Source organism: Neobacillus cucumis (assembly GCF_023715505.1).
Map to the genome: position 1 here is coordinate 21,301 of NZ_JAMBOH010000024.1, position 22,308 is coordinate 43,608.

The following is a 22,308-nucleotide window of genomic DNA, read 5'->3' on the forward strand; positions in this document are numbered from 1 at the left end:
ACAGAAAATAAAAGAAAAGGAGTGATTAAACCATGGACAAATCTAATCATAAACAGTCCTCCGAAAAGATAACAATGGATGAAACGATGCCCCATCAAATAAATGCACCTAGTTTCGAAGGGACTGGTATTAAAATGGAGGATCCCTTTGTAAATAAATATGGGGTTACCATTGGTGACAGTTTATATGCATCTGAGAACTCCCCTTTAGAAAATTGGTCAAAGGATACAGACCCTGCCATTATGTCGGGAGACGACTGGGTTCATCCCACAAATGATATTGGCTGGAATACTTCAGAAAATCGAGAGCTGCTCGACAGCAAAAGAAAACCACAAGCCTATCCATTTATGCACCCGACAAAGGATGTCAGTAAAGGTTCTGATTAATGGAATTATCCATATCCGAAAAACATTACCACTTATGAAATTCTAAAAGACAATAGATACTATTTATACAGAGGGAGTCTTACAATCCTCTAAATTCTAAAATGTTCCAAAGACACCCACTTTAAAGTGGCGATAGGCTAAAAAGTTAACAAGATAAGTATCAATTTCTCTATGACAAAGGAGTGAAAACAATGGCAAATAACAGCAATAAATTATTGGTACCTGGAATCGAGCAATACTTGGATCAGGTAAAATATGAAATCGCTCAAGAATTTGGGGTCCAATTAGGCTCAGATACTGTTTCTAGAGCAAATGGATCTGTGGGCGGAGAAATCACTAAAAGATTAGTCCAACAAGCGCAAGCCGAATTATCTGGGCAATTTAACAACCAATAATTGAATAGATATGGAAAAAAGTCCGGGTTTGACACCGGACTTTTACTTATTCTTATGACTATTATTTTTTTATTCCTTTTGTTTAGACCTTTGTTGATGGTTGGCAGTATTTACTGATGAGTTTTTTGCTTTTGGTTGATTTTTGGTCTGTTGTTTGGCCTGTTGCTGCTGTTTCGTCTGTTGTTTAACCTGCCGCTGCGAAGTTTGTTTAGCCGGTTGTGTGGTTTGTTGTTGCTTCGGCTGTTGTTTGGCCTGCTGTTTCGGCTGTTGTTTGGCCTGCTGTTTCGGCTGTTGTTTGGCCTGCTGTTTCGGCTGTTGTTCAACCTGCAGCTGCGGAGTTTGTTTAGCCGGTTGTGTGGTTTGTTGTTGCTTCGGCTGTTGTTGTTTGTTATCCCCGTGGTTTGGTATGATTTGATTCTCAACCTTTTTAAGTTGACCTGGCGGGATTTTCTTATCCCCAGGCATAATTTGAGCGTCAGAATTTTTTTTATCATTTTGGTTATCAACCAATTTCTTTTGCTGTCTCGGTGAAATTATTGCTAGTTGGCGTGAAGGAGCGGCAACATTTTTCTGGCCCGCATTCTTTTTCTTCTCTTTTCCTTTCTTTTGGTACTGATATTTACCAGTGGAAATACCACGATTCTGTGCCTGTTTGCGGTCTTCCTGGGTTGCTTTTAACACGGTCATATCCAGCTTTTGCTTGCCTGCCAACGCTTTTAATTCATCTAAAGTCTTTTGAAGATCCTTTTCAGATTGCTCATCCTGCTCTTCCGCTGGAACAGTTGAAATAATTACAGGCTGCTTCTTTTCTAACAAACCCGCTTGTTTCATTTCAGCTAAAAGGGACTGAGTAATTTTTGAAACATCTTTTTTCTTCCAATTCTTAAGCTCTGATATTACCTCTTTACCCGCTTTATTGATGCCTGTTAATTTAACAACCTGCATCTTCTTATTCAAACCAAGTTCTATACTTGAGTTTGCATCAATAGACATATACGCGTATGCTTTATTATTTTGATACAGTGGAAGGAAGGAACCAATCGAAATAATTAGGGCAGCTATTACGACCAAGACGCTTCGAGAAGTAAAAATATTCTTTAATAAGAATAAAAATAATAATAATGATTTCTTTGTTTGAACATTCGTCATTGGAAAGAAATGTATTTCCTCGCCAATCATATAGATTTGATCTTGTTTTTTGGTCCGTAAGAATTCACCTTCGGGGGTTAATAGCGTTATGAAAGCGTCGTCTATTTCCATGATAATTCCTTTTTTCATATATCCAGCACCCCCTTTATATAATCCTTCATATAGACATAATCACTAGATAATATAAGTGAAACCGCAATGATATATTTCCGATTTCTCTCAATCGTTTTTCGGCTCACATTGACTCTTGTTTCTAACTGTTTAATGGGAAGACGCTTTTTATCCAGTAATATCTTTTTTAACTCTGGATTAGCTACCAGTATTTTCGCTGTTTGAATCGCACTTTTCCGAGCATCAGCATGTTTTGGTGAATTTTCCACTAAGTCACTAAAACTTAAATCAAATAAGGTTAACATTTTTTGGAAGTGAAGTATTTCCTCTTTCCTTAATTGCTCGTCATTCTTCTTATGAAACTCATCAAGGGAAAGTTCATTCACAACCACAGTTCCCGGCGATTCTTCCTCTTGTAAGGGATTAGTAATATCAATACTAATATGTTGATTTTTGGTTTGTTTACGAATATAGTCTATTACTCTTCTTTTTATAATGATTTCGGAAAAACTTAATAAAGAGCTTCCTCGGTCTGCTGAATATTTTTCAATTGCCTCATTAAATGCAATAAGTCCAATACTAAATTCATCATCCGATTCATAAATGTAACGTCTGCATACGGAAGAAACAGTTTTAGCAATAAAGGGCTTATAGGAATCAATTAATTGATTTAATAGCTCTTGGTCCCCTTGTTGGACAAGTAGAACCGTCTCTTCTAGAGTTCTTTTTTTCTGCTTGGTCATAAACAATAAACTTAGCATTTACTCACCTCTATTCGTCCCATTATAACATACATATAGTACTTAAGACTTTATAGGGAATAAGCATATCGAAAAAGAAAAACGCCCTAATGGCTGTCTTTTCCGGTTTATTGTTTAGTTCCTCTTTTGTTATTTCGATTAATTTTTAGTCCAATTAATTTCCCCTCTCTATTTCAATTTCTTCACGTGAATAAATTTTGCGTAGGCATTTAATACATAGTTACGTTGATTAAAGATTAGTTTCTGGGGGTCCGAAGATAAATATTTTTCCCAATAGAAAAATTAAAAAGCTTTAAATCAGATTCATGATTTAAAGCTTTCAATTCACGATATCATTTTTATCGCATAATTTTAAAATCCGTTTTATTATTCCACCAACAAGTAACCCCGGAATGAGGAAAATCATTGGTAAAAAAATGGGCCCCGGATGGATACTAAAAAAAGTTACCTTCGGTGAAACCATTAATCCAACTGTGACAAAGTAAGCTCCAAAAACAAAAGGCAAGTAAGAATACTTTTCACCGGCTGGCATTGCAAATCGATATGCATCCCACATCGAAAACATATAAATACATGGATAAAACATAAGCCATTGATAGTCAACCACCATTTCAGCCTGCCTAATTTCACCTAGGAAGCTGTGCATTATAGCCCGGTTAAAATGACTATTAACATTCATAATAAACTCTAATATAACAAATAATACCCCTTTAATATACTGTCCTGTCAATAATTGGGTGAAACCAGGGAATGCAATATTCCACAAAACCGCTTCCAATTTGCTCATTTTTTTCATTTTACTATCCCGTTTCATTATGGCATCTAAGAAGAAAAACTTCTCCACTTAGCATATCCATTACTTTGTAAAATTAACGAGAAAACGCTAAAAAATTTCCAGCGTTTTTCCAATTTATGCAAATTCACTTTAAAATGATTGGAATCAAAAAAAAAACAGCGGAGCCATACCGCTGTTTTTTTCCGTCTATTCGTGCTGATCCATGGGATTATACAGTTTAACGTTAGGATTTTTTTCCTGAAACCATCTTAATGCAAAGTCATTTTCAAATAAGAACACATAATGATCATATCGATCCTTTACCAGAAGGCTTCTTGAACTCGATAGGTTTTCATCAATTGTCTCATTTTCAACCCATCTGGCAATTTTTGAACCCATACGCTCCATTAATACTTCGGCATTGTATTCATTTCTCATCCTGTGCTCAAATACCTCAAACTGAAGCTGACCTACAGCCCCTAATAAATATTCTTCCATCCTAACAGATTTAAAGAGCTGAATAGCCCCTTCCTGAACAAGCTGTTGAATACCTTTATAAAAGGATTTTTGCTTCATAACGTTTTTAGCCGAAACCCTGACATATAATTCTGGAGTGAACTGTGGCAGCCTCTCATATTGAAAGTCGTTTTTACCAGTCGTTAAGGTATCACCAATTTGATAAGTACCTGTATCATATAATCCAATAATATCACCGCTTACGGCTTCTTCGACTGTATTTCGTTCTTCTGCCATGAAAGATGTCGACTGGGAAAGCTTTAATTGTTTTCCTAATCGAGGTATATTAACCGTCATTCCACGTTCAAACTTACCAGAGCAAACACGCACAAAGGCAATGCGGTCGCGGTGAGCAGGATTCATATTTGCTTGAATCTTAAATACAAACCCCGAAAATTGTTCTGCTAATGGATCAATTTCACCTATGGATGATTGACGTGCTTTTGGCGGTGGTGCAAATTGCAGGTAAGACTCTAAAAACGTTTGAACACCAAAATTCGTTAAGGCACTTCCAAAGAAAACTGGAGTTAGAGTCCCCTCAGCTATTTTTTCAGCTGAAAACTCATTACCTGCTTCATTAAGAAGTAATATCTCCTCAAGAGTTTGATCGTATAGACCTGATTGTTTTAGTTTATGATCCCCAGCAATTTCCCCATCTTCAGTTAGAGGAATGTATCGTTCCTCATCATTTACACGGAATTGTTCTACCCTTTTATGAAAACGGTCATAAATTCCCAGGAATTCTTTCCCCATTCCGATTGGCCAGTTCATTGGATAGGATTCAATTCCAAGGACTTCCTCAAGTTCGGCAAGAAGCTCAAGCGGTGTTTTCCCTTGGCGATCCAGCTTATTAATGAATGTGAATATAGGAATCCCGCGCATGCGGCATACTTTAAACAGCTTAAGTGTCTGTTCCTCAATCCCCTTTGCTGAGTCAATAATCATCACTGCACTGTCAACTGCCATAAGTGTTCTGTACGTATCTTCACTAAAATCTTGGTGTCCTGGAGTATCAAGAATATTAACCCGAAAACCATCGTAATCAAATTGCATGACACTGGACGTAACAGAAATACCCCGTTGTTTCTCGATTTCCATCCAGTCACTCGTAGCAAACTTCCCTGTCTTTTTTGCTTTTACCGTACCAGCATCTCTAATGGCTCCGCCAAATAATAATAATTTTTCTGTTAATGTTGTCTTACCAGCATCCGGGTGGGAGATAATCGCAAATGTCCGGCGTGATAATACTTCTTCCTTAAAATTGTTACCCATCTTGTCTTCCTCTCTTTGACAAAGAAATCATACTTCCTCTAAATAAAGTTGAATTCCCTCCCTACTAGGGTGAAGGAAACCATTCACTAATCCCGGCAGCTTTTGCCTATTTTAGCGAGAATTTTTTTTCCATAACTTCAATCTTATCTCGCAAACGCCAACTTTGCAATATATCGAGTGTTTACTGATGATTTTTCTTTTATGATAGAGTTGAAAGGATTATAATGGTATTTATGAAAATTATTTGTTTTCCTTGGGAGGAACTATGCAAAATCAGTCTGTTGACCCGCAAACCTTAGACCTATTACATAAAGCTTTCGAAATCGTGCTTAAAAAAAATAAAATTTCATATAACAAAATAGGCATTGCCGAAGAAGGGGACCAACTCTTATTTTTGTATGAAACTAAGGAAGAAAAGGTTCATGTCTTTAAATGGAGCAAGGAGGCATCTGTCGGAAAGAGTATTGGCACACTAGCTCAAAGTGTGCTTACACCAATTATTCCACAACTCCGCTTATTATCCTAAAGTCTAGAACACACTTTCCTGTTTAGGACTGTGTGTTTTTATTTTTAGGTAAGAAAGAATAAAGTTATTATCTAGTGAATTGTCCAGCTCCAGCGCCTAGCCTCGCGGGGTCACAAGCTTATCCAGTTTCAGCTCCTTGGGACGCAAGTCTAGCCATCCCCTGAAGAAGGCAAAAACCGCCTTCTTACAGGAGCCGTCTTAGCCAAGAGTCCCAGGGCAGTTGCCTCCACAGTTAGGTCAATCCGTCCAAAAGGTTAAAGAGCAACCTTTCGGACGGCTCGTCTTGTGCTTGGCTACAGAAAGCTATCGCTTTCTGTACGCATTAAGGGCGACTAGTCTTTGACCCTGCTTTCGCCGGCCAGTCGACAAGTCGCCCTATATCGGGGCTGACCAATGCGCTTGCACTTTTATATAAGCGTAAATCGATATGCTCGATTTCTTCCACCGATTCCCACATCCATTTTTCTGGAAATGCCCTTATAATGAAATATATAACTCTTTTAGAGGAGATGAAGAGAATTGAATGAAAGTAAAAAGCTAGTTTCAAAGTTTATTCCGCTGATTACAGCGTTGATTATAGTCATATCAGGTATTATTTGGTATATCCAAACTTCTCATAATGAAATTTCGATTCCTTTCTCATCTGTTGAGAAAACGATCCAGGCTCAAAATGGAAAGGTTGTTGTCCTGACTGAACAAGCTGACGGCAGCCTTTATCTGAAAGCAGGCAAAAATGAATATGTTTCTCATATTCCGCCGAACAGTCAAATGATTGAAAAACTTGTTGAAAAGTACAATATTGATTACACCTATACGACCAGCAGCAGGTACGGTAAATGGATTATGGGCGGTGTGATGGTTTTACTTGCGGGTGCTGCTTTTGCCTTACAAAAAACAAAGGGCGGTTTTGGCCTTCATAATTCGATGAAAAATAGTGTTGCCAAGTCACGCCCCCTTCCTTCTATCAGTTTAAATGAGGTAGGCGGACTTGGAGCTGAAATGAAAGAGGAAATTTTGCAGACATTATCTACTTTAAAAGAACCTGAACGAGCAATAAAGTTGGGAATTAAACCGCCTAAAGGAATTCTTTTATACGGACCTCCAGGGACTGGTAAAACTTTATTAGCTCAAGCAATGGCACGAGAGTTAGATGCGTCCTTCTTCTCTGCTAGCGGTTCGGCATTCAATGAACTGTTTGTAGGTGTTGGAGCAAGCCGAGTTCGCTCCCTGTTTCAAGCAGCACGTAAACAGGGACCTGCCGTTATCTTTATTGATGAAGTGGACGCACTTGCAGGAAAGCGTAAAGCTCATGGCGGCGAAGAAGCAGAAAAAACTTTAACAGAACTACTTGTTCAACTTGACGGCGGTCAATCTAATGACGGTATTCTATTTATAGCAGCTACAAATAGAAAAGATATGCTTGATGAGGCCTTCCTTCGTCCTGGCCGTATTGACTTCTCCTTCCATGTATCTCTGCCTGATACAAAGGGTAGAAGAGAAATTATCGAGATTCATACGAAGGGAAAAGCACTTGCAGAAGATGTCTTTGCTTCCCTTGATGACTTAGCAGAAAGTACCTCTGGGTTCTCCGGTGCAGAACTGCAGTCTCTTTTTGAAACGGCCTCAAGACGTGCAGTTAGAAATGGCCAAGATGTAATTACAAAACAAGACCTGGATTATGCACTGGACCGGACGATTTTAGGAAGTACTTCTCGATCACTACAGGATCTCGATACAAAACGCAGGGTTGCCATTCATGAGGCTGGCCATGCGATTGTTGCTTCCTTAACCAAACCAGGTTCAGTTAGAAAAGCAACGATTATTCCTCGTGGTGAGGCGCTTGGTTATGTAGCGCCGATTCCAAAAGAGCTCCATTTATCAACAACTAGTGACTTGCTTGACCGTGTGGCAATGGTTTTAGCCGGTGGTGTTGCTGAGAGATTGTTATTGGGTGAACATAGTATCGGCGTGAGCGGTGACGTACAGCAGGCTAAACAGCTTATTGAACACATGGTCGACATTGGAATGCTTCAGGATGGGTTTACTCTAATTTTTAACAAGCAGGACAAAGAAATCAAAATGCAGGAACTTTTTGCAAAAGGATTAGAAAAAGCAGAATCCTTGATCAATAATCATCAACAACAGTATCAACAATTAGTCGATGCCTTATTAAAAAAAGAAACTTTAGAAGGATCTGAAGTGGAAGCAATTGTTGCAGGTTAACCTAAAAGCTTAACAACTTGTTCTTGCATAATAAAACCAGGTGCACTCACTGCACCTGGTTTTACTTTTGTGTTTTCGTGGTAAATATCTAATGAATTTTTATTTTGGTGGTAAACTAAGCTTGAATTCCGTTAAAGGAAGTGAACCCTATGTACAGTAATGATGAATTAATTGAAAAAGAGCAGTCTAACTATATGAAAAATGCAAAAGAATTCCTTGGAAATCCGCAAAAATTAATGGATTTACTGAATAAGGTGATCCATAAAGCAACAGAGAAGAAAGGTTATCTAGGAGATGCCTGGGATAAATTGCAGTTATTTGTTGATTTAGTAAAAGCTTATACTAAAGGTGAGTATAAGAATGTTCAACCAAGTACCATCGTTACGATAATTGGCGCCCTGCTTTATTTTATTTCCCCGATTGATTTAGTTCCTGATTTTATTATTGGTCTCGGTATATTCGATGACGCTGCTGTGATTGGTTTTACATTAAAAAAGTTATCGAAAGAACTTGACCAATTTGAGCAATGGAAAAGTTCGAATACGATTCCACTAGAAAACCCGCTGGATTAACCTAGCGGGTTGACTAGTTAGAAATCTAATTAACACTAAGGCGTTTAAATCTCCATAGAATAGGTGCTTGCTACCTCTAAAAATCAGCAAGCCCTTCTTTCTAGTTAATAAAGCACTCTAAGTTTTAACTACCATCTAAAGCAAGCAGCACCAACAATTATCAATAAGATAAATAAAACGACGATTAATGCAAATCCGCCGCCAAATCCATATCCACCGTAGCCACAGCCACCATAGCCGTAGCCACCAAATCCACCATATCCAAACATTTTATTTCCTCCCTTTTATATTAATAGAATCCGCCGCCCCAAGAAGCTCCAATAATAATTAGTAAAATGAATAATACGACTAGCAGGGCAAATCCGCCGCCATAGCCACCTACTGCACCAGACATTTACATTACCTCCTTTTCGATTTCCATATATCCTATTCACCTAGTTATAGATGTGCGATAAACATATATCCATATTAGGCTTATTGAATAAGCCCATTCTTTGTACATAGACTATTTTCAACTATCTATATTTGTCCAATTACGCTGCGGCAACCACGTCAGCTGATACCTAGTTGACAATTTACTATGTTTTTCTTACCATGTTCACAAAAAGGCGATGGGGGAAATCATATTGAAATTTACCAAAGCTATTTGGAGATGGCTCTATTTATCGTTAAGCCGAAAAAGTATGAATATCAAAAGCGCAGCCGAATCCCGTTCTCCTTTAAAAATCGGCCATAGAGGAGCAGCCGGGTACTGCCCTGAAAATACCTTTGCTTCTTTTCATCGAGCACTTCACCTTGGAGTGGATTTTCTGGAAATGGATGTCCAGATGACAAAAGATGGCGAGCTGGTGGTCATCCATGATTCAACCGTTAATCGTACAACGAATGGTAAAGGAAAAGTGAAGGATTTTACCTTAAAAGAAATTCAAGCATTGGATGCAGGCAGCTGGTTTGATTCTCGGTTTAGTAGTGAAAAAATTCCTTCTTTAGGGGAATTTCTAGATGGGTTTGGCGGTAAAGTCGGAATATTGCTGGAGATAAAGAATCCTTCCCTTTACCCGGGAATTGAAGAAAAAATTGCGAATGAACTACTAAAGAGAGGACTTACAAACTTAGAAGGACCACAAGTGATTGTTCAATCTTTTGACCAGTATTCATTAAAGAAATTTCATCAACTAGTACCTTCCATCCAAATCGGAGTCCTAGTAAAAAGATACACCGGTAAAGGAATATCTAATCAAGAATTGGTTTCATATTCAAGCTATGCTTCCTTTGTCAACCCCAAAATTACTATGGTAAGCAGGCGGCTTATCAGCAGAATCCATCAACATGGCTTTAAAACTTTTATATGGAACGTTAAGAAAAGAAAGGAAGTACACCTTTTAAGGGATTATCATGTTGAAGGGCTGATTTGTGACTTTCCTGATTTTCTCTAAGACTAAAAGAGCAGCTCCCTAAAGAGAGCTGCCCAATCATTTATGTTAAGAATAACAAGTAGATAATTAAAGCTAATACAATTCGATAAATGGCAAATGGCAGAAGCTTAATTTTATTAATGAGCTTTAGGAAAAACCGAATCGAGATTAACGCAAAGATAAAAGCACTAATAAATCCAGCAATAAAGACCGGCAATGCCTCGACCGTCATATATTCCCAGTTCTTTGATAAGGAGAGGAAACTAGCGCCAGCCATTATTGGTACGGCCATGATAAAGGTAAAGTCAGCAGCCGCACGATGACTCATTCCCATTAAAACTCCGCCTGAAATAGTTGAGCCAGAGCGAGAAAAACCCGGCCAAAGCGAGAAGCATTGAAAAAGTCCAACCAAAAAAGCTTGTTTATAGGAAACCTGATCTACCGTTTGTGTTCTTGGATTTTTTGAACCAAATGCATCAGCAAGTATCATAAGGATGGCGCCAATCACTAATCCAACTAAAACTGTCCCCGTGGAGAATAAATGATCATCAATATAGTCATTAAACAGTACCCCTAATACACCCGCCGGTATTAGGCCTACAATAACTTGGGTTAGCTTAAGGCGACTTTGTTTTTGCGCTGATTGTTTTGTGAATCTGCCCAGTCCTAATAAGTCGATAAAACGGTCTTTAAAGGTAACTAACACTGCCAAGATTGATCCAAGCTGGATAACTACTTTAAAGGTATTAGCTCCATGAGCAGTTAAAAAGGTTTCAGACTTTAACCACATATCATCAACGATAATCATATGTCCTGTTGATGAAACGGGGGCAAATTCTGTTAATCCTTCCACCAAGCCTAAGATAATGGCTTTGATCAGTATAATTAAACCCATATTGTAAAACGCCCCTAACTTCTAGATAAATGAAAAATTATGACAAGCATACTTTTTATTTTACTAATTAACTGGAACTATAAGCAACTCTAATATTTTCATATATTGATAAACAGCGGGCAAAAAATAAAATGTGGCGTTGTTTCTGCCACATCAGCACCTTACGTTTGTTTAAAAGAAAATACCATCGAATGGCTTTAACCGCCACTTCCTCTTTAATTTACTAGTTATTAATAATTCGCATTACCCGTCCGTTAAATTTATTCAGATAATAACTGTGTGTCATATCAGCAATCGCAATTCCTGTTCTACTTTGTGAACCTATAAACTTCCCGTTACCCAGATAAATTCCGACATGGCCGTCTATTTTAAAAGTATCAAAGAAAACAAGATCACCAGGCTGTGCTTCACTATACGAAACCCTTTTGCCTAAGTTTTTCAATATATCCGTCTAGGCTGCGACTTTTATACCCGCTTGTGAAAATGCCCCTGCAACAAACCCAGAACAATCAAATCTGCAACATCATTGACATTTCTCCCTCCACCAAATACATAGACTGAATTTCCTATATACTTTTCGCCAACATGAATGACAGTATTTATCGTTTCATTAGAAGCGGTAGGAATTGTTACATGTTAAAGTGTTGAACTCGTCGTAATAGAATTTGGGTCCACACCCTCAAGCCCCGCCTCTTTCAATGCAAGCCACTGATCTTGCTGTTGTAACTCCAACTTTTGAGAGAGTTTTTCTTGCTCTTGCTGTTTCAATTCTTCCTTTAAGATATTATTCTCTTCCTTTTGTTCTAAAATTTGTGCCTGCATCCCTTCAAGCTCTATTTTCATTGTTTTTAAATCTCTTAGCTTTTTTTCTACAGAAGCTTGTTTTACTACTACAGCTTCCTGGTCTTCTTCATACTGTTTAACAAGGTCTTGAACTGCTTGCACCATGGCCGCCACAGCATGAAGACGCCCCACAAAGTCTTCAAAACTGGAAGAGCCCAAAATAACCTCGATATATTTGACCTTTCCGCCACTTTCTTGTAAGGTTAGGGCTCGTTTTTTAAGTATTTCATTGCGCTGATCGATACTATCCTTAATAACATTTATTTCTTGTTCTAGCCCGAATACTTCCTTTTGAGATGCCTGTACTTTTACTTCCGTTTGGGCAATGATGTTGTTATTATCAATAATTGCCTGGTTAACCCTTTTTATTTGTTCTGTTAACTTATTCCATTCATCTTGGACTTGAGAAATTTCCTGGTCAGTGTTTGTTATCTCAGACTGGATCCCTGTACGCTTCTCCTGGACATCCTTAAGGCTTGTTTTCTCTGCTTGAACGACTGGGAGGGAAGATATACTGTTAATCACTAATATGATGATTGTACTTAGCACTGTAAGTCTCTTTTTCATCTTATTTTCCCTCCTTCATCATTTTTCAAATTACTAGATTAACCGAATTACCTCATTGAAGATTGGTTAATATGTATTTGCCCTTTTCGCACATTTGACAAGATTCTATGTATCTTGGTTTTTTCTCCTTATTAAACAAAATGTAAGCTTAATCTCACAAACATTTCCCAATATCATCCTATTTCATTTAAATTAGAAGTATATCATCTAATCCCTCAAATAAGTTATAAATATATGACCTTTATATTTCAAAAGGAAAATATGGACCCATTTTATTCATTCGGTCAAATATCATGTGGTGGAACCGACAAAAAAACCACAATCTCCAATTAAATCAAAAGAGAATGTGGTTTAGCGTTAAATAAGGATTTTATGTAAAACAATGATGTTATTTCCCTCTTATACCAACATATTATAAACGAGTTTTAACAAGCTCTTTGAAGCTATTTTTACTACGCTCTAAAAAATCTAAATGTGTATTGCGTGCTTTATAAGCATATTCCCTACGTACTTCACGCCATGCGTTTCGACTTTCACGGTTATAAGCAATTCCAGTTTCTGCATTCTTTTCAAAGCTATCTTCTAATTGATCGATAATATGGAAAAAGGATCGAATTGGTGTTAACGCTAATTTTTCCAATTGCTCAGAAACTTCATTAAACTGGTTTTTAAGCTCTTCACGGTCTTCTGAAGCAACGGCATCTTTATCTACGACCGCATTAATTTGTTGCACCACTTCAGAAACCACGTCTTTATTTGTCGTTCTCGCTTGCTCATATAATGATGCAAGGGAGTTACGGTATTGCTTATTGAATTTAATAACCTCTCTTACAGCATTAAAATAAGCATCTTCTTGGTTTTCTCTTAGCTGTCTTGCACGCTCACTGGATTGTTCAAACTGATCCCAAAAAGTTGTAACAAATGAACCTACAGGTATCGATTCAACTAGTTCTTCAGCAGGAACCGTTTCATTTTTCTTCTGTACCATCTTTCTTCCTCCTCTTAGTGCTAGTGCTATTAACTTTCTCTATTGGATCCTTCATCTGAAATGAAGGAATATAGAGCTCAAGTAAACTAGAATACATCTTGAAGAATTGATCTAGGATGGATTGATACGTCTCGAGTTGGTTAGCATATCCTTTTAAGTATGTAATCCCAGCTTTTGTGATTGAATATCTTCTTTTTGCCGGCCCGCTGCCTGTTGTATCCCATACAGATGAAACAAGTTCATCCTTTTCAAGCTGCCTTAGCATCCTGTATAAGTTCCCTTGATCAAGAGTCTTAAAACCGAATGCTTCTAGCTTTTGGCTAAGTTCATAGCCATGAAGGGATACTTTACTAAGAAGCAATAAAATAAATGGCAGTACAAAATTTTTGGATGGATTGACTGATTGGTTATCTTGGTTTACCATATATCCTCATCACCTCACCTATATGTATTTTACACCTATGGGTTATATTTTGCAATATTTAAAATAAATATAAATAAAAATTACTATTTAGGTGTTTACAATTTACTGACGCTGGCTTTAGACCTATTAAAATTGGAAAAGGTGGTGTAAGCTGGAAATGGCTATGTTTAGAAGTTAGGTGTGCCCTACTTGCATTTGGGTAAAGGGGAACCATTAGTCCTCATTCAGGGTTTAGGGGATGTCAAAGAAGGATGGAGTAACCAGTTTGAATTAGCAGATCAATTTGAATGGATTATTCCCGATTTACACGGCCATGGGGTTGCACAAGAACAGATGGTATTTCTATTCCCAACTTTTCATCAGACTTAATTGGATTATTATAGGAACTGGAAATCGGAAGCACTCACATATTCACTACCTTAATTTTCTATGGCTAAAATATATCACGTGAAAATCTCGATCTTTGTCCAAATACGCGTAAAAACGAATGCGTAGCCATTCACTTTTAAAAAATTCATAAAATGTTCATAAATTTTCCTTTTAACAATAAAAAGGCCATAAACTCCTTGCTTTAGGAATTTATGGCCTTCTTCATTTTGATCAGCCCGTATTACGGAGTCCTGCGGAAATTCCACTAATTGTAAGGAGAACTTGCGTTAATACATCTTCATTTGGCTCTTCCTGCTTCCGTAGCTCTTTAATCAGTTCAACTTGTAAAAAGTTCAACGGATCAACATAAGGATTCCGTCTGTATACTGATTCTTTGATGTTCGGCGAATGGTCGAGTAATTCACTATCTCCAGTTATTTTGAGGAGAATGGCTTTTGTTTTCTCATATTCCTCAAGGATATTCGTAAATATTCTTTCGGCCATGGTTTTGTCTTCAACAAGTGTTAAATATTCTTTGGCCGTTGTGATGTCTGCCTTCATTAGGGCCATGTTTAAATTATCAATGGTTGATTGGAAGAATGGCCATTTTGCGTACATTTGCTGTAATAACTGCAGATTTTCCTCGCTTTGCGATACGTAGCTGTCCAAACCTGTACCTGCAGCATACCAAGCCGGAATTAATTGACGACTTTGCGTCCAAGCAAAAACCCATGGAATTGCCCTTAAATCCTCAAAGCGACCTCTATTTTTACGGCTCATTGGTCTTGAACCAATGTTTAAGTCTCCGATTTCTTTTAACGGTGTGGCTTGATTAAAGTAAGTAAGGAAATCAGGGTCACCAAAGACAAGTGATTGATATTTAGATAATGCATACCCAGAAATTTCCTCAATGGCCTCTTCCCAAGCACTTTCACGTAGTGTTCCCCGCTCTTTTTGAGAAGAAAGGGTCGCTGAAAGAAGAAGGGTGGATGTTGCTTGCTCCAAGCTGCGATAAGCGATATCTTCAAGCAAGTACCTAGAAGATAAAACCTCCCCTTGCTCAGTAATTTTTACACCATCACCAATAGTTTCCGCCGGTTGTGACTGGATACTCTTATTTAAGGTACCGCCGCCGCGTCCTAATGATCCACCACGGCCATGGAAAAATTTAGGACCAATCTGATATTTTTTCGCCAACTCATGAATTTCGATTTGGGCTTTATACAGTTTCCAGTTGGCTGTTAAGGTTCCTCCATCTTTACTTCCATCAGAGTAACCAAGCATGATTTCCTGTTGATCCCCTAAGATTTGAAGATGCTTCCGGTAGATCGGCATTTCAAAAAGGGTTTCCATAATTTTTGGACCCGCTGTTAAGTCATCAATTGTTTCTAAAAGCGGTGCAACATTTAGGTGGCTTTCAAGTGTACCATCCGCATGAAGACGGTAGAGACCAGCCTCTTTTGCCAATACAAGTACTTCTAATAAGTCACTTGCGGATCTCGTCATACTCACAAGATAGACGGAAATTGCATTTTTGCCAAACTCCTCATGTGCAGATTTTATCATTTGGAAAACCTTAATCATTTCTTGTGTTTCTGCTGAATAGTCCTCATTCAACAATAATAGTGGACGTGGATCCATTAGGATATTTTGTAATAGCTGTAATTTTTCCTGTTCAGGAAGTTCTGCATAATTTTCGGTCATTCTCACTTTACGGAGGATTTCTGTGATCGCTGCCTCATGTTCTCCGCTATGGTTTCTAATATCAAGTGTCGCCAAGTGGAAGCCGAATAATTGTACTTGTCTAATTAACTTTTGGATGGTCCTTAACTCATGATCACTAGGATGATGTCTTTTTAAACTCCTATTAATCATTTTTAAATCAGCCAGTAATTCATCTGCTGATTTGTATCCAATCTTGGATTTACCTACCTGCTTAACGCGTTCAATAATCACCGCTACAACACGACGGTATACCTCTGTATGATTTGGCCACTTTTTATCATCGGTTAAGTATAAATTTTCTTTTTCCTTAAGGAATGTAAGAATTTCCTGATTTACGTTCACCCTTGTTGTAGAATGGCTGTATCGTTTCATGATGTCGACTAAAACATTTTTATATTTCTTTAATACAACTCTCCGCTGTCTTTGGAGTGTCTCCCAAGTAACATCACTTGTTACGTTCGGATTGCCATCACGGTCTCCGCCAATCCATGATCCAAAACGAAGGAAATTAGGAACATTCCAAGAAGTGTTTGGATAATATCTTTCAAGGCACTCTGCTACTTCCTGATGAATTTCAGGAAGTACGTCAAATAAGGTTTGGTCAAAATAATAGAGTCCATTACGTACTTCATCCAGCACTGTCGGCTTGTGATCACGTAATTCATCTGTCTGCCAAAGGATTGCTACCTCGTTGAATAGATTGTCCTCGAGCTTTTTCTGTTCTCTAGTCGTTAAAAGCGGATGATCGAGATTTTTCAAAATGACCGCAATACGCTGCTGTATCTCAAGAATGGAGCGTTTGGTAGCCTCGGTTGGATGGGCAGTTATAACAAGTTCTAAAGACAATGTGTGTAAGACTTTCTGAATAATATCTTCACTTATACCATGTTCTTTAAACTTTAGAATGGCACTCTCAATAGAAGCAGGCTGAACGATATTTCCTTCCTCAAGCTGGTATTGTCTCCGTCTTCGAATGCGGTGATTTTGCTCCGCGGCATTTATCAAATGGAAATACATTGAAAATGCACGAATGACATGTTTACGTATTGGTGAATCTAGGCTTGCAATTTCTGCCTTTAATTCCTGATAAATTCCTTCGTCGAAATGCTCCCGAAGTGTTTTGCACATGAGTCTTATTTTTTCAACTTTATCAAAAAGCTCGGGCCCGCCATGATCGACAAGTATATCACCAAGCATTTTCCCTAATAATTTCACATCCCGACGCAATGGAAGACTGCTGTCATTTACTTTCAATTCTGTTGTCATTCTATCACCTTCCCCATAATTCAAAAGATTCACTAAATTTTTTATATATAAATATAACATATCTTTTCAAATCATGTTAAGTTTTTTGTTTCATTTTTCTATCTTTTCTAAAAAAAATAAACCTAAGCGGTACTATCTTAGGCTTATTTCGTTTATTAAAATAGGTTTCCCACTAACTATCCGCTTTATCAATAACTAGTACATAAGTTTTCCGATCAGTGTCGTCGTAGGTTACTCTGACAGAAATGACTGTTTTATTGTCGTCGTCCAACTGGATCGTTTTACTAGTTCCACCTTCAATGGTAATTTCAGAACTGCTGTCACTTGCCGTCGGATTAATCTTAACAGTCTTGATATCACTTGAAACGGCTATATGATAGGTATACTCGCTTGAAGTAAATGAGCTGTCCCAGGTTCCCGTAGAAACAGTTAGCTTTGAAAGGGTAGCATTACTGGTCTTTTCAACTGCTGCTGATGCCCCCTGCTGGGAAGATGCACTTTGGTTTGTGGTGTTACCTTGTCCTAAAAAAGAATTGCCAGTCTGTGTGCCGAGTCCGCGTCCACTCTTCGCTGAACCGCTGCTCCCAGTTTGTACTGTACCACTGTTTTCATTTGATACAGACCCATTATTTGCGCTTGGTGCTGATGATCCATTGTTTCCAATTTCTGTAGAACTGCCGCTTCCAGTTTGTGCTGAATTGGTACCTTTTCCTGACGAAGTATCTTGGCGTTCCACATGGATAGTATATCTTAACTTTGATCCATTTTCAGCTGTTACCACAATAAGAATATCAGATTTCCCCACAGGAATATTAACCGGTACACCTTTCTCTGTCACTTCGGCACCATTAACCTCGACTACTGCCGTTTTTTCTACAGCTGCTGGCAGCACCGTAATCGTTTGTGCATTAGGAAGATCCACATTATATTCTGTCACGGTCGAAGAAAATGCAGGAGATAGTTTCCCTGTTGATAGTTTAATATTTTGAAGTTGACTATTGCTATTTTGCTCTCTGATTACAGTTAGAGTATAGGTGTTAGTTAAATTGGTGCTGCTATCCTTAACGGTGATAAGAAAGATATTTTGTCCGGATTGTAGTGCATATTCTTCTGCCGTTCCACTTGTGATCGTTTTGTCATTAATGCTAATGATCGAATTGGTATTACTGCCTTCCACTAGAATATGAATGGAGTTCGTTTCATTTTCTACTGTAGCTGAATATTGATTAATCTCTGATGTGAAATCTTTATCCAGCTTAACACCTTCGATCTCTAATTTTGCGAGAGTATTGGCAGTTTGGCTTACTTGAGTTACAGTCTCTTCCGCATAGGCGGTTGGCAAATTATAACCCGTTCCAAGACCGAGTAGCGAGACAATAAGGACAGCGTTTAGGCCCTTTTTGGGTATTTTTGTTAACATTGTTAATCCTCCCACTTTTTTACTAAGTGATTTTGGACTAACTTTACCACCGGAGGCTTAAGATTATCTTAATTTTTAAAAGAGGTGCATTAAGTGTTAAATATTTACCCTCATAGAGGTATTACAGCATAGGATCTACTTATTACTAAATTCTTCAAGTTTAGAAGAAATCGCTGCAGCTACTTCTTCATCGGAGAGATTAACTGCCTTATTAAAAAGGGTATTTGCCAGCGTTCCCATTGGTCCTGTTGCATTTATATCTAGAAACCCTGTCAGCCGGGTTTTTTGCCTGTTTAAGGCTTTGGCTTCAAAGTACCCCTCCCCGAGATACTTTTCGTTTTTCCGCCGTAATTCAAAGCTCACCTTGCTAGGTTCATCCCACTCCTTAATATCAATTAACAAAGTGACCTTTTTTTTCATAATCCCGAGATCACTTTTAAACTCCCAGATAATTTGCCGGTCATTTATTTTTTGATGTTGAATATAACCTGGAACAAGCGGTGCCCAATTATTTTCATCTCGAATAAAGTCCCATACGACTTCAATCGGGATATCTAGTTCTACATGTTGCAATTCACTTGGCATGTTTGTATCCCTCTTTCATTTTCAAAGTAAAAGACCTTCAATGGCTGAAGGTCTTTTTTTAAAAATATATGTTTAGATTTTGGTTAATAGAAGTTTATTCTACTTTATTTCTTAATTAAACGATCCACTAAAAATTTCTCTATCCGTTCGGCTGCCTGTGATAACCGTTCTGGCGGCTGGACTAGGGCAATTCGGACATATCCCTCACCTTGCGCACCGAAAGCATCACCCGGTATAACTGCTACACCGGCACGATCAATTAATTCAAAGGCAAATTGGCGGGATGTCCATCCCAACGGAATCTTTGCCCACACAAACATGGTTGCTGGAGACTTTGCAACCTGCCAGCCGCTTTTTATAAGCCCGGAAATTAAAGCATCCCTTCGAAGTTCATATTCCTTTACCTGTTCTCGTAGATAGGAGAAATCAGACGTTAATGCTTTTACAGCTGCATGTTGGATCGGATAAAACACTCCGTAATCGATATTTGATTTAAATGTTGCTAATAAATGGATTGCTTGTTCATTTCCCACTACATACCCAATCCGGCATCCCGCCATATTAAAGGTTTTAGAAAGTGAGTTAAATTCTATTCCAACTTCTTTAGCCCCGGGTACCGACATAAAACTAATCTGTGGATTCCTATCAAAAATTAATTCTGAATAGGCAAAGTCATGAACCACCAAAATGTTATGTGTTCTTGCAAAGACCACAACCTCTTCAAAAAAACCCCTATCCGCAAGGGCTGTTACCGGATTCCCCGGATAACTAATAATCATCATTCTAGTTTTCTCTAAAACTTCTAAAGGTATATTTTTTAAGTTTGGTAAAAACTTATTTTCAGCCAGCAACGGCATTGGATAAATAACTCCTCCGGCAATATGGACACTTGCCTCATAAATTGGATAACCCGGATCCGGTACTAAACAAAAGTCACCAGGGTTAATAATGGCGGTAGCTAAATGGGCCAAACCGTCTTGTGACCCCATCAACTGCAGCACTTCTTTCGCAGGATCTAAATCAACTTCATACCGTTGCTTATAAAAATAACCAACGGCCTCATTAAATTCGGCAATCCCCTTCAACGTATAACCATATTTACTTGTATCTTTAGCTGATTCAACTAAGGCATCGACTACAAAGGATGGAGGCGAAAAATCCGGACTGCCAACACTAAGGTCGATCACATCTTTTCCTTTTTTATTTGCCGCCATTTTTCGATCAGCTACTTCTTGAAAAATACTAGCTGTCATTTTTTGGAGTTTTTCCGATCCAATGAAATTCATAGACATTCCTCTCTAATCTTTTATATTTAAATAATTTTAACATATTTCTGATAATAGCAAGATATCAAAATTATCCTAATAGAGCTTTAATATTGGGGGATATGAACTTTAATTTATGAAATTTACCCATTCGAAGGTGTCTTACCCTGTTAAAAGAAAGATATACCACATAACAGAAAAGTCCGCCAAATGGCGGGCTTATATTAATAACAAATTGCAAATATTACTAAGATTTAGACCATACTTCCTCAAGTACTTTTCTAAACAGCTCATTTAAAGTCTCTGTATAATCCCTGGTTGGTCCTGTTAAGCTATTTGCATATTTCTCTAAATGATTGATTTCTTTTTCAATAAAGTCATCGATTATAGGGAAATCAAGTTCAAACACATGGTCATCCTGTCTTATTTTTCTTTCAATTAGCTTGAGAAGTTCTCTCTTTACTTCTCCCTCACTAATCAACTCCTTTATTAAAAGATGAAGCTCATTGGGTGGGAAGCGGTTATGCCATTCTATCCACATGCAAGCTAAGATGGGCCGAATTACATTTAGATAGCGCTTACTATTTAATGCTGCTGTTTGAATACAATTACGATAATTCCCTTTTGCCATATTTAAATAATGAAATAGGGACGCTCTAGGTTGAAATATTTGGTTCTCTAGTTCTCTCATTTTCCCATGAAGGGTGAAGGCTTGATAGTAAACAATGCTTGAATGAAGCCATTCCATTAAGGATGGATTTGACTTTTTAAACAGCAGGAGGGCTTTCCGCAAATCCCATCCATTTAAATCAAGTTGATCATTTATCGGAAGCTCAATAACATCTCGTTTTTGATTAATCGATAAATACCAATCTGTTTTATGAACATAAATGAACCTGACGTCGTAATCACTTTCTGGTGAGGAAGTGCCCCATGCGCGGCTTCCTGCCTCAACGGCGAAGCATATTTTCACTTCAAATTCCTGCTCAATCCTTTTTAATTCCTCGATAATCTTTTCTTTCAAAATTCTCTCTCCATCAACCATTCTTTTTGGGGTACTATTTTCTAATGATTAGATTTTTATTTTTGACAAATGAATATGCTTAATCTTCACAAAATATTAAAAGGCTTAATTCGATCCCCATTTTGTGTATTAGTCTATCGATTAAAAGAAATAACTTGGAAAATGTTACTGGAGTATTCTAATACAGAGACACTAGAATTTTTAATTTCACTTCCCATATCAAATTCTTTAGAAAATTTACTAATGATATTTCTTATAATAACGCCATGAGTTACGAGTAATATGTTCTCATTAAGATTTTGACTAGTTGATACAATCTCATTTAATCCTTTTTCTATCCTTCCCCATAGTTCATAGTAATTCTCGGCATGATGGAAGGGGTCTGACTTTTTTATAAAATTCATGACATCTTCTAGAGTATGTTTTTGAAACAATTCCTTAGTGCTAGAACAGGCATTGTCCTCGGCAATCTTACGAAAAACAACTTCAGAATATTCTCCCTCAAAGCTTCCAAAAAAACTTTCGCGAAAGGCTTTTCTTCTATTTATCACCAAATTCTGGTTGTCATTATTTTGTTGAAGTATTAATTCAGCTGTTTCAACTGTCCTCCCTGAATCACTCGTATATACGCGGTCAAACTGAACTTCGGCCAACCTTTTCCCCGTTTCGATTGCCACAGCTTTCCCTTCCTCGGTTAGTGGACTATCAGCCCAGCCTTGCATTTTTTTATAACGATTTAAATATGTTTCACCATGTCTGATTAAATACAAATTGAATTTAGTTCCCATGGAATCCCCCAGTGTTTTTTATTAACTTAAGTAAATTGACACTTTAAA

General features: G+C 37.8%; 22 protein-coding genes and 2 pseudogenes. 7 read left to right on the forward strand and 17 right to left on the reverse strand.

What is annotated here, in order from left to right:
* The first annotated feature begins 32 nt into the window (after positions 1-32).
* Both M3226_RS24065 and M3226_RS24070 read left to right on the forward strand, forming a co-directional pair.
* Positions 33-386 (forward strand): DUF3905 domain-containing protein, encoded by a 354-nt coding sequence (locus tag M3226_RS24065; RefSeq protein WP_251571179.1) that lies wholly within the window; start codon positions 33-35, stop codon positions 384-386.
* A gap of 191 nt (positions 387-577) precedes the next feature.
* Positions 578-781 carry an alpha/beta-type small acid-soluble spore protein gene (locus M3226_RS24070; protein WP_098528563.1) on the forward strand — a complete coding sequence of 68 codons (204 nt, stop codon included), beginning with the start codon at positions 578-580 and terminating at the stop codon, positions 779-781.
* A gap of 69 nt (positions 782-850) precedes the next feature.
* Here M3226_RS24070 and M3226_RS24075 read toward each other — a convergent pair whose 3' ends face one another.
* From M3226_RS24075 to M3226_RS24090, 4 genes are all read right to left on the reverse strand, one after another.
* Positions 851-2,059 carry an anti-sigma factor domain-containing protein gene (locus tag M3226_RS24075; protein ID WP_251571180.1) on the reverse strand — a complete coding sequence of 403 codons (1,209 nt, stop codon included), beginning with the start codon at positions 2,057-2,059 and terminating at the stop codon, positions 851-853.
* Positions 2,056-2,802 carry an RNA polymerase sigma factor SigI gene (gene sigI / locus M3226_RS24080; RefSeq protein WP_251571181.1) on the reverse strand — a complete coding sequence of 249 codons (747 nt, stop codon included), beginning with the start codon at positions 2,800-2,802 and terminating at the stop codon, positions 2,056-2,058. Before sigI ends, M3226_RS24075 begins: the two co-directional genes overlap by 4 nt.
* 319 nt (positions 2,803-3,121) lie before the next feature.
* Positions 3,122-3,598 (reverse strand): hypothetical protein, encoded by a 477-nt coding sequence (locus tag M3226_RS24085; protein ID WP_251571182.1) that lies wholly within the window; start codon positions 3,596-3,598, stop codon positions 3,122-3,124.
* A gap of 186 nt (positions 3,599-3,784) precedes the next feature.
* Positions 3,785-5,365 (reverse strand): peptide chain release factor 3, encoded by a 1,581-nt coding sequence (locus M3226_RS24090; RefSeq protein WP_251571183.1) that lies wholly within the window; start codon positions 5,363-5,365, stop codon positions 3,785-3,787.
* A 265-nt stretch (positions 5,366-5,630) separates the two neighbouring features.
* Here M3226_RS24090 and M3226_RS24095 point away from each other — a divergent pair, with 265 nt between their 5' ends.
* From M3226_RS24095 to M3226_RS24105, 3 genes are all read left to right on the forward strand, one after another.
* Positions 5,631-5,891: a hypothetical protein gene (locus M3226_RS24095; protein WP_251571184.1), complete on the forward strand. Its 261-nt coding sequence runs from the start codon at positions 5,631-5,633 to the stop codon at positions 5,889-5,891.
* A 519-nt stretch (positions 5,892-6,410) separates the two neighbouring features.
* Positions 6,411-8,114, forward strand: a complete 1,704-nt coding sequence (locus tag M3226_RS24100; protein ID WP_251571185.1) for an AAA family ATPase — start codon at positions 6,411-6,413, stop codon at positions 8,112-8,114.
* 149 nt (positions 8,115-8,263) lie between these two features.
* Positions 8,264-8,686, forward strand: a complete 423-nt coding sequence (locus tag M3226_RS24105) for a YkvA family protein (RefSeq protein ID WP_251571186.1) — start codon at positions 8,264-8,266, stop codon at positions 8,684-8,686.
* Positions 8,687-8,814: 128 nt separating this feature from the next.
* Here M3226_RS24105 and M3226_RS32835 read toward each other — a convergent pair.
* Positions 8,815-8,904: pseudogene (locus tag M3226_RS32835) on the reverse strand (YjcZ family sporulation protein); the annotation flags it as partial.
* Positions 8,905-8,975: 71 nt separating this feature from the next.
* Positions 8,976-9,080, reverse strand: coding sequence for a YjcZ family sporulation protein (locus tag M3226_RS24115; RefSeq protein WP_251571187.1), 105 nt, complete (start codon positions 9,078-9,080; stop codon positions 8,976-8,978).
* A 232-nt stretch (positions 9,081-9,312) separates the two neighbouring features.
* Between M3226_RS24115 and M3226_RS24120 the strand changes: the two genes are divergently transcribed.
* Positions 9,313-10,122, forward strand: a complete 810-nt coding sequence (locus M3226_RS24120) for a glycerophosphodiester phosphodiesterase (protein WP_251571188.1) — start codon at positions 9,313-9,315, stop codon at positions 10,120-10,122.
* Between the two features lie 40 nt (positions 10,123-10,162).
* Here the strand turns inward: M3226_RS24120 and M3226_RS24125 are convergent, their stop codons facing one another.
* The 5 genes and pseudogenes from M3226_RS24125 to M3226_RS24145 form a co-directional block, all read right to left on the reverse strand.
* Positions 10,163-10,996, reverse strand: a complete 834-nt coding sequence (locus M3226_RS24125; RefSeq protein ID WP_251571189.1) for an undecaprenyl-diphosphate phosphatase — start codon at positions 10,994-10,996, stop codon at positions 10,163-10,165.
* Positions 10,997-11,309: 313 nt separating this feature from the next.
* Positions 11,310-11,438: pseudogene (locus tag M3226_RS32840) on the reverse strand (C40 family peptidase); the annotation flags it as partial.
* Positions 11,439-11,632: 194 nt separating this feature from the next.
* Positions 11,633-12,406 (reverse strand): coiled-coil domain-containing protein, encoded by a 774-nt coding sequence (locus M3226_RS24135; protein WP_251571190.1) that lies wholly within the window; start codon positions 12,404-12,406, stop codon positions 11,633-11,635.
* Between the two features lie 412 nt (positions 12,407-12,818).
* Complete coding sequence (locus M3226_RS24140) at positions 12,819-13,394, reverse strand: hypothetical protein (RefSeq protein WP_251571191.1); 576 nt, start codon at positions 13,392-13,394, stop codon at positions 12,819-12,821.
* Entirely contained in the window at positions 13,375-13,818 is a 444-nt protein-coding gene (locus M3226_RS24145; RefSeq protein ID WP_251571192.1) for a helix-turn-helix transcriptional regulator, read from the reverse strand. The genes M3226_RS24140 and M3226_RS24145 overlap by 20 nt, the downstream gene beginning before the upstream one ends.
* A 189-nt stretch (positions 13,819-14,007) precedes the next feature.
* Between M3226_RS24145 and M3226_RS24150 the strand changes: the two genes are divergently transcribed.
* Positions 14,008-14,187 carry an alpha/beta fold hydrolase gene (locus M3226_RS24150; RefSeq protein WP_251571193.1) on the forward strand — a complete coding sequence of 60 codons (180 nt, stop codon included), beginning with the start codon at positions 14,008-14,010 and terminating at the stop codon, positions 14,185-14,187.
* A 231-nt stretch (positions 14,188-14,418) separates the two neighbouring features.
* Here the strand turns inward: M3226_RS24150 and ppc are convergent, their stop codons facing one another.
* The 6 genes from ppc to M3226_RS24180 all read right to left on the reverse strand — a co-directional run bounded on the left by ppc (position 14,419) and on the right by M3226_RS24180 (position 22,260).
* Positions 14,419-17,178 carry a phosphoenolpyruvate carboxylase gene (gene ppc / locus M3226_RS24155; RefSeq protein ID WP_251571194.1) on the reverse strand — a complete coding sequence of 920 codons (2,760 nt, stop codon included), beginning with the start codon at positions 17,176-17,178 and terminating at the stop codon, positions 14,419-14,421.
* Positions 17,179-17,350: 172 nt separating this feature from the next.
* A complete protein-coding gene (locus M3226_RS24160; protein WP_251571195.1) occupies positions 17,351-18,598 on the reverse strand; it encodes a cadherin-like beta sandwich domain-containing protein in 1,248 nt (415 codons plus the stop codon).
* 135 nt (positions 18,599-18,733) lie between these two features.
* Complete coding sequence (locus tag M3226_RS24165) at positions 18,734-19,183, reverse strand: CoxG family protein (RefSeq protein ID WP_251571196.1); 450 nt, start codon at positions 19,181-19,183, stop codon at positions 18,734-18,736.
* 104 nt (positions 19,184-19,287) lie between these two features.
* Positions 19,288-20,469 (reverse strand): LL-diaminopimelate aminotransferase, encoded by a 1,182-nt coding sequence (locus M3226_RS24170; protein ID WP_251571197.1) that lies wholly within the window; start codon positions 20,467-20,469, stop codon positions 19,288-19,290.
* A gap of 226 nt (positions 20,470-20,695) precedes the next feature.
* Positions 20,696-21,472, reverse strand: coding sequence for a nucleotidyltransferase domain-containing protein (locus M3226_RS24175; protein WP_251571198.1), 777 nt, complete (start codon positions 21,470-21,472; stop codon positions 20,696-20,698).
* Between the two features lie 134 nt (positions 21,473-21,606).
* A complete protein-coding gene (locus tag M3226_RS24180) occupies positions 21,607-22,260 on the reverse strand; it encodes a histidine phosphatase family protein (protein ID WP_251571199.1) in 654 nt (217 codons plus the stop codon).
* Between the last annotated feature and the right edge of the window lie 48 nt (positions 22,261-22,308).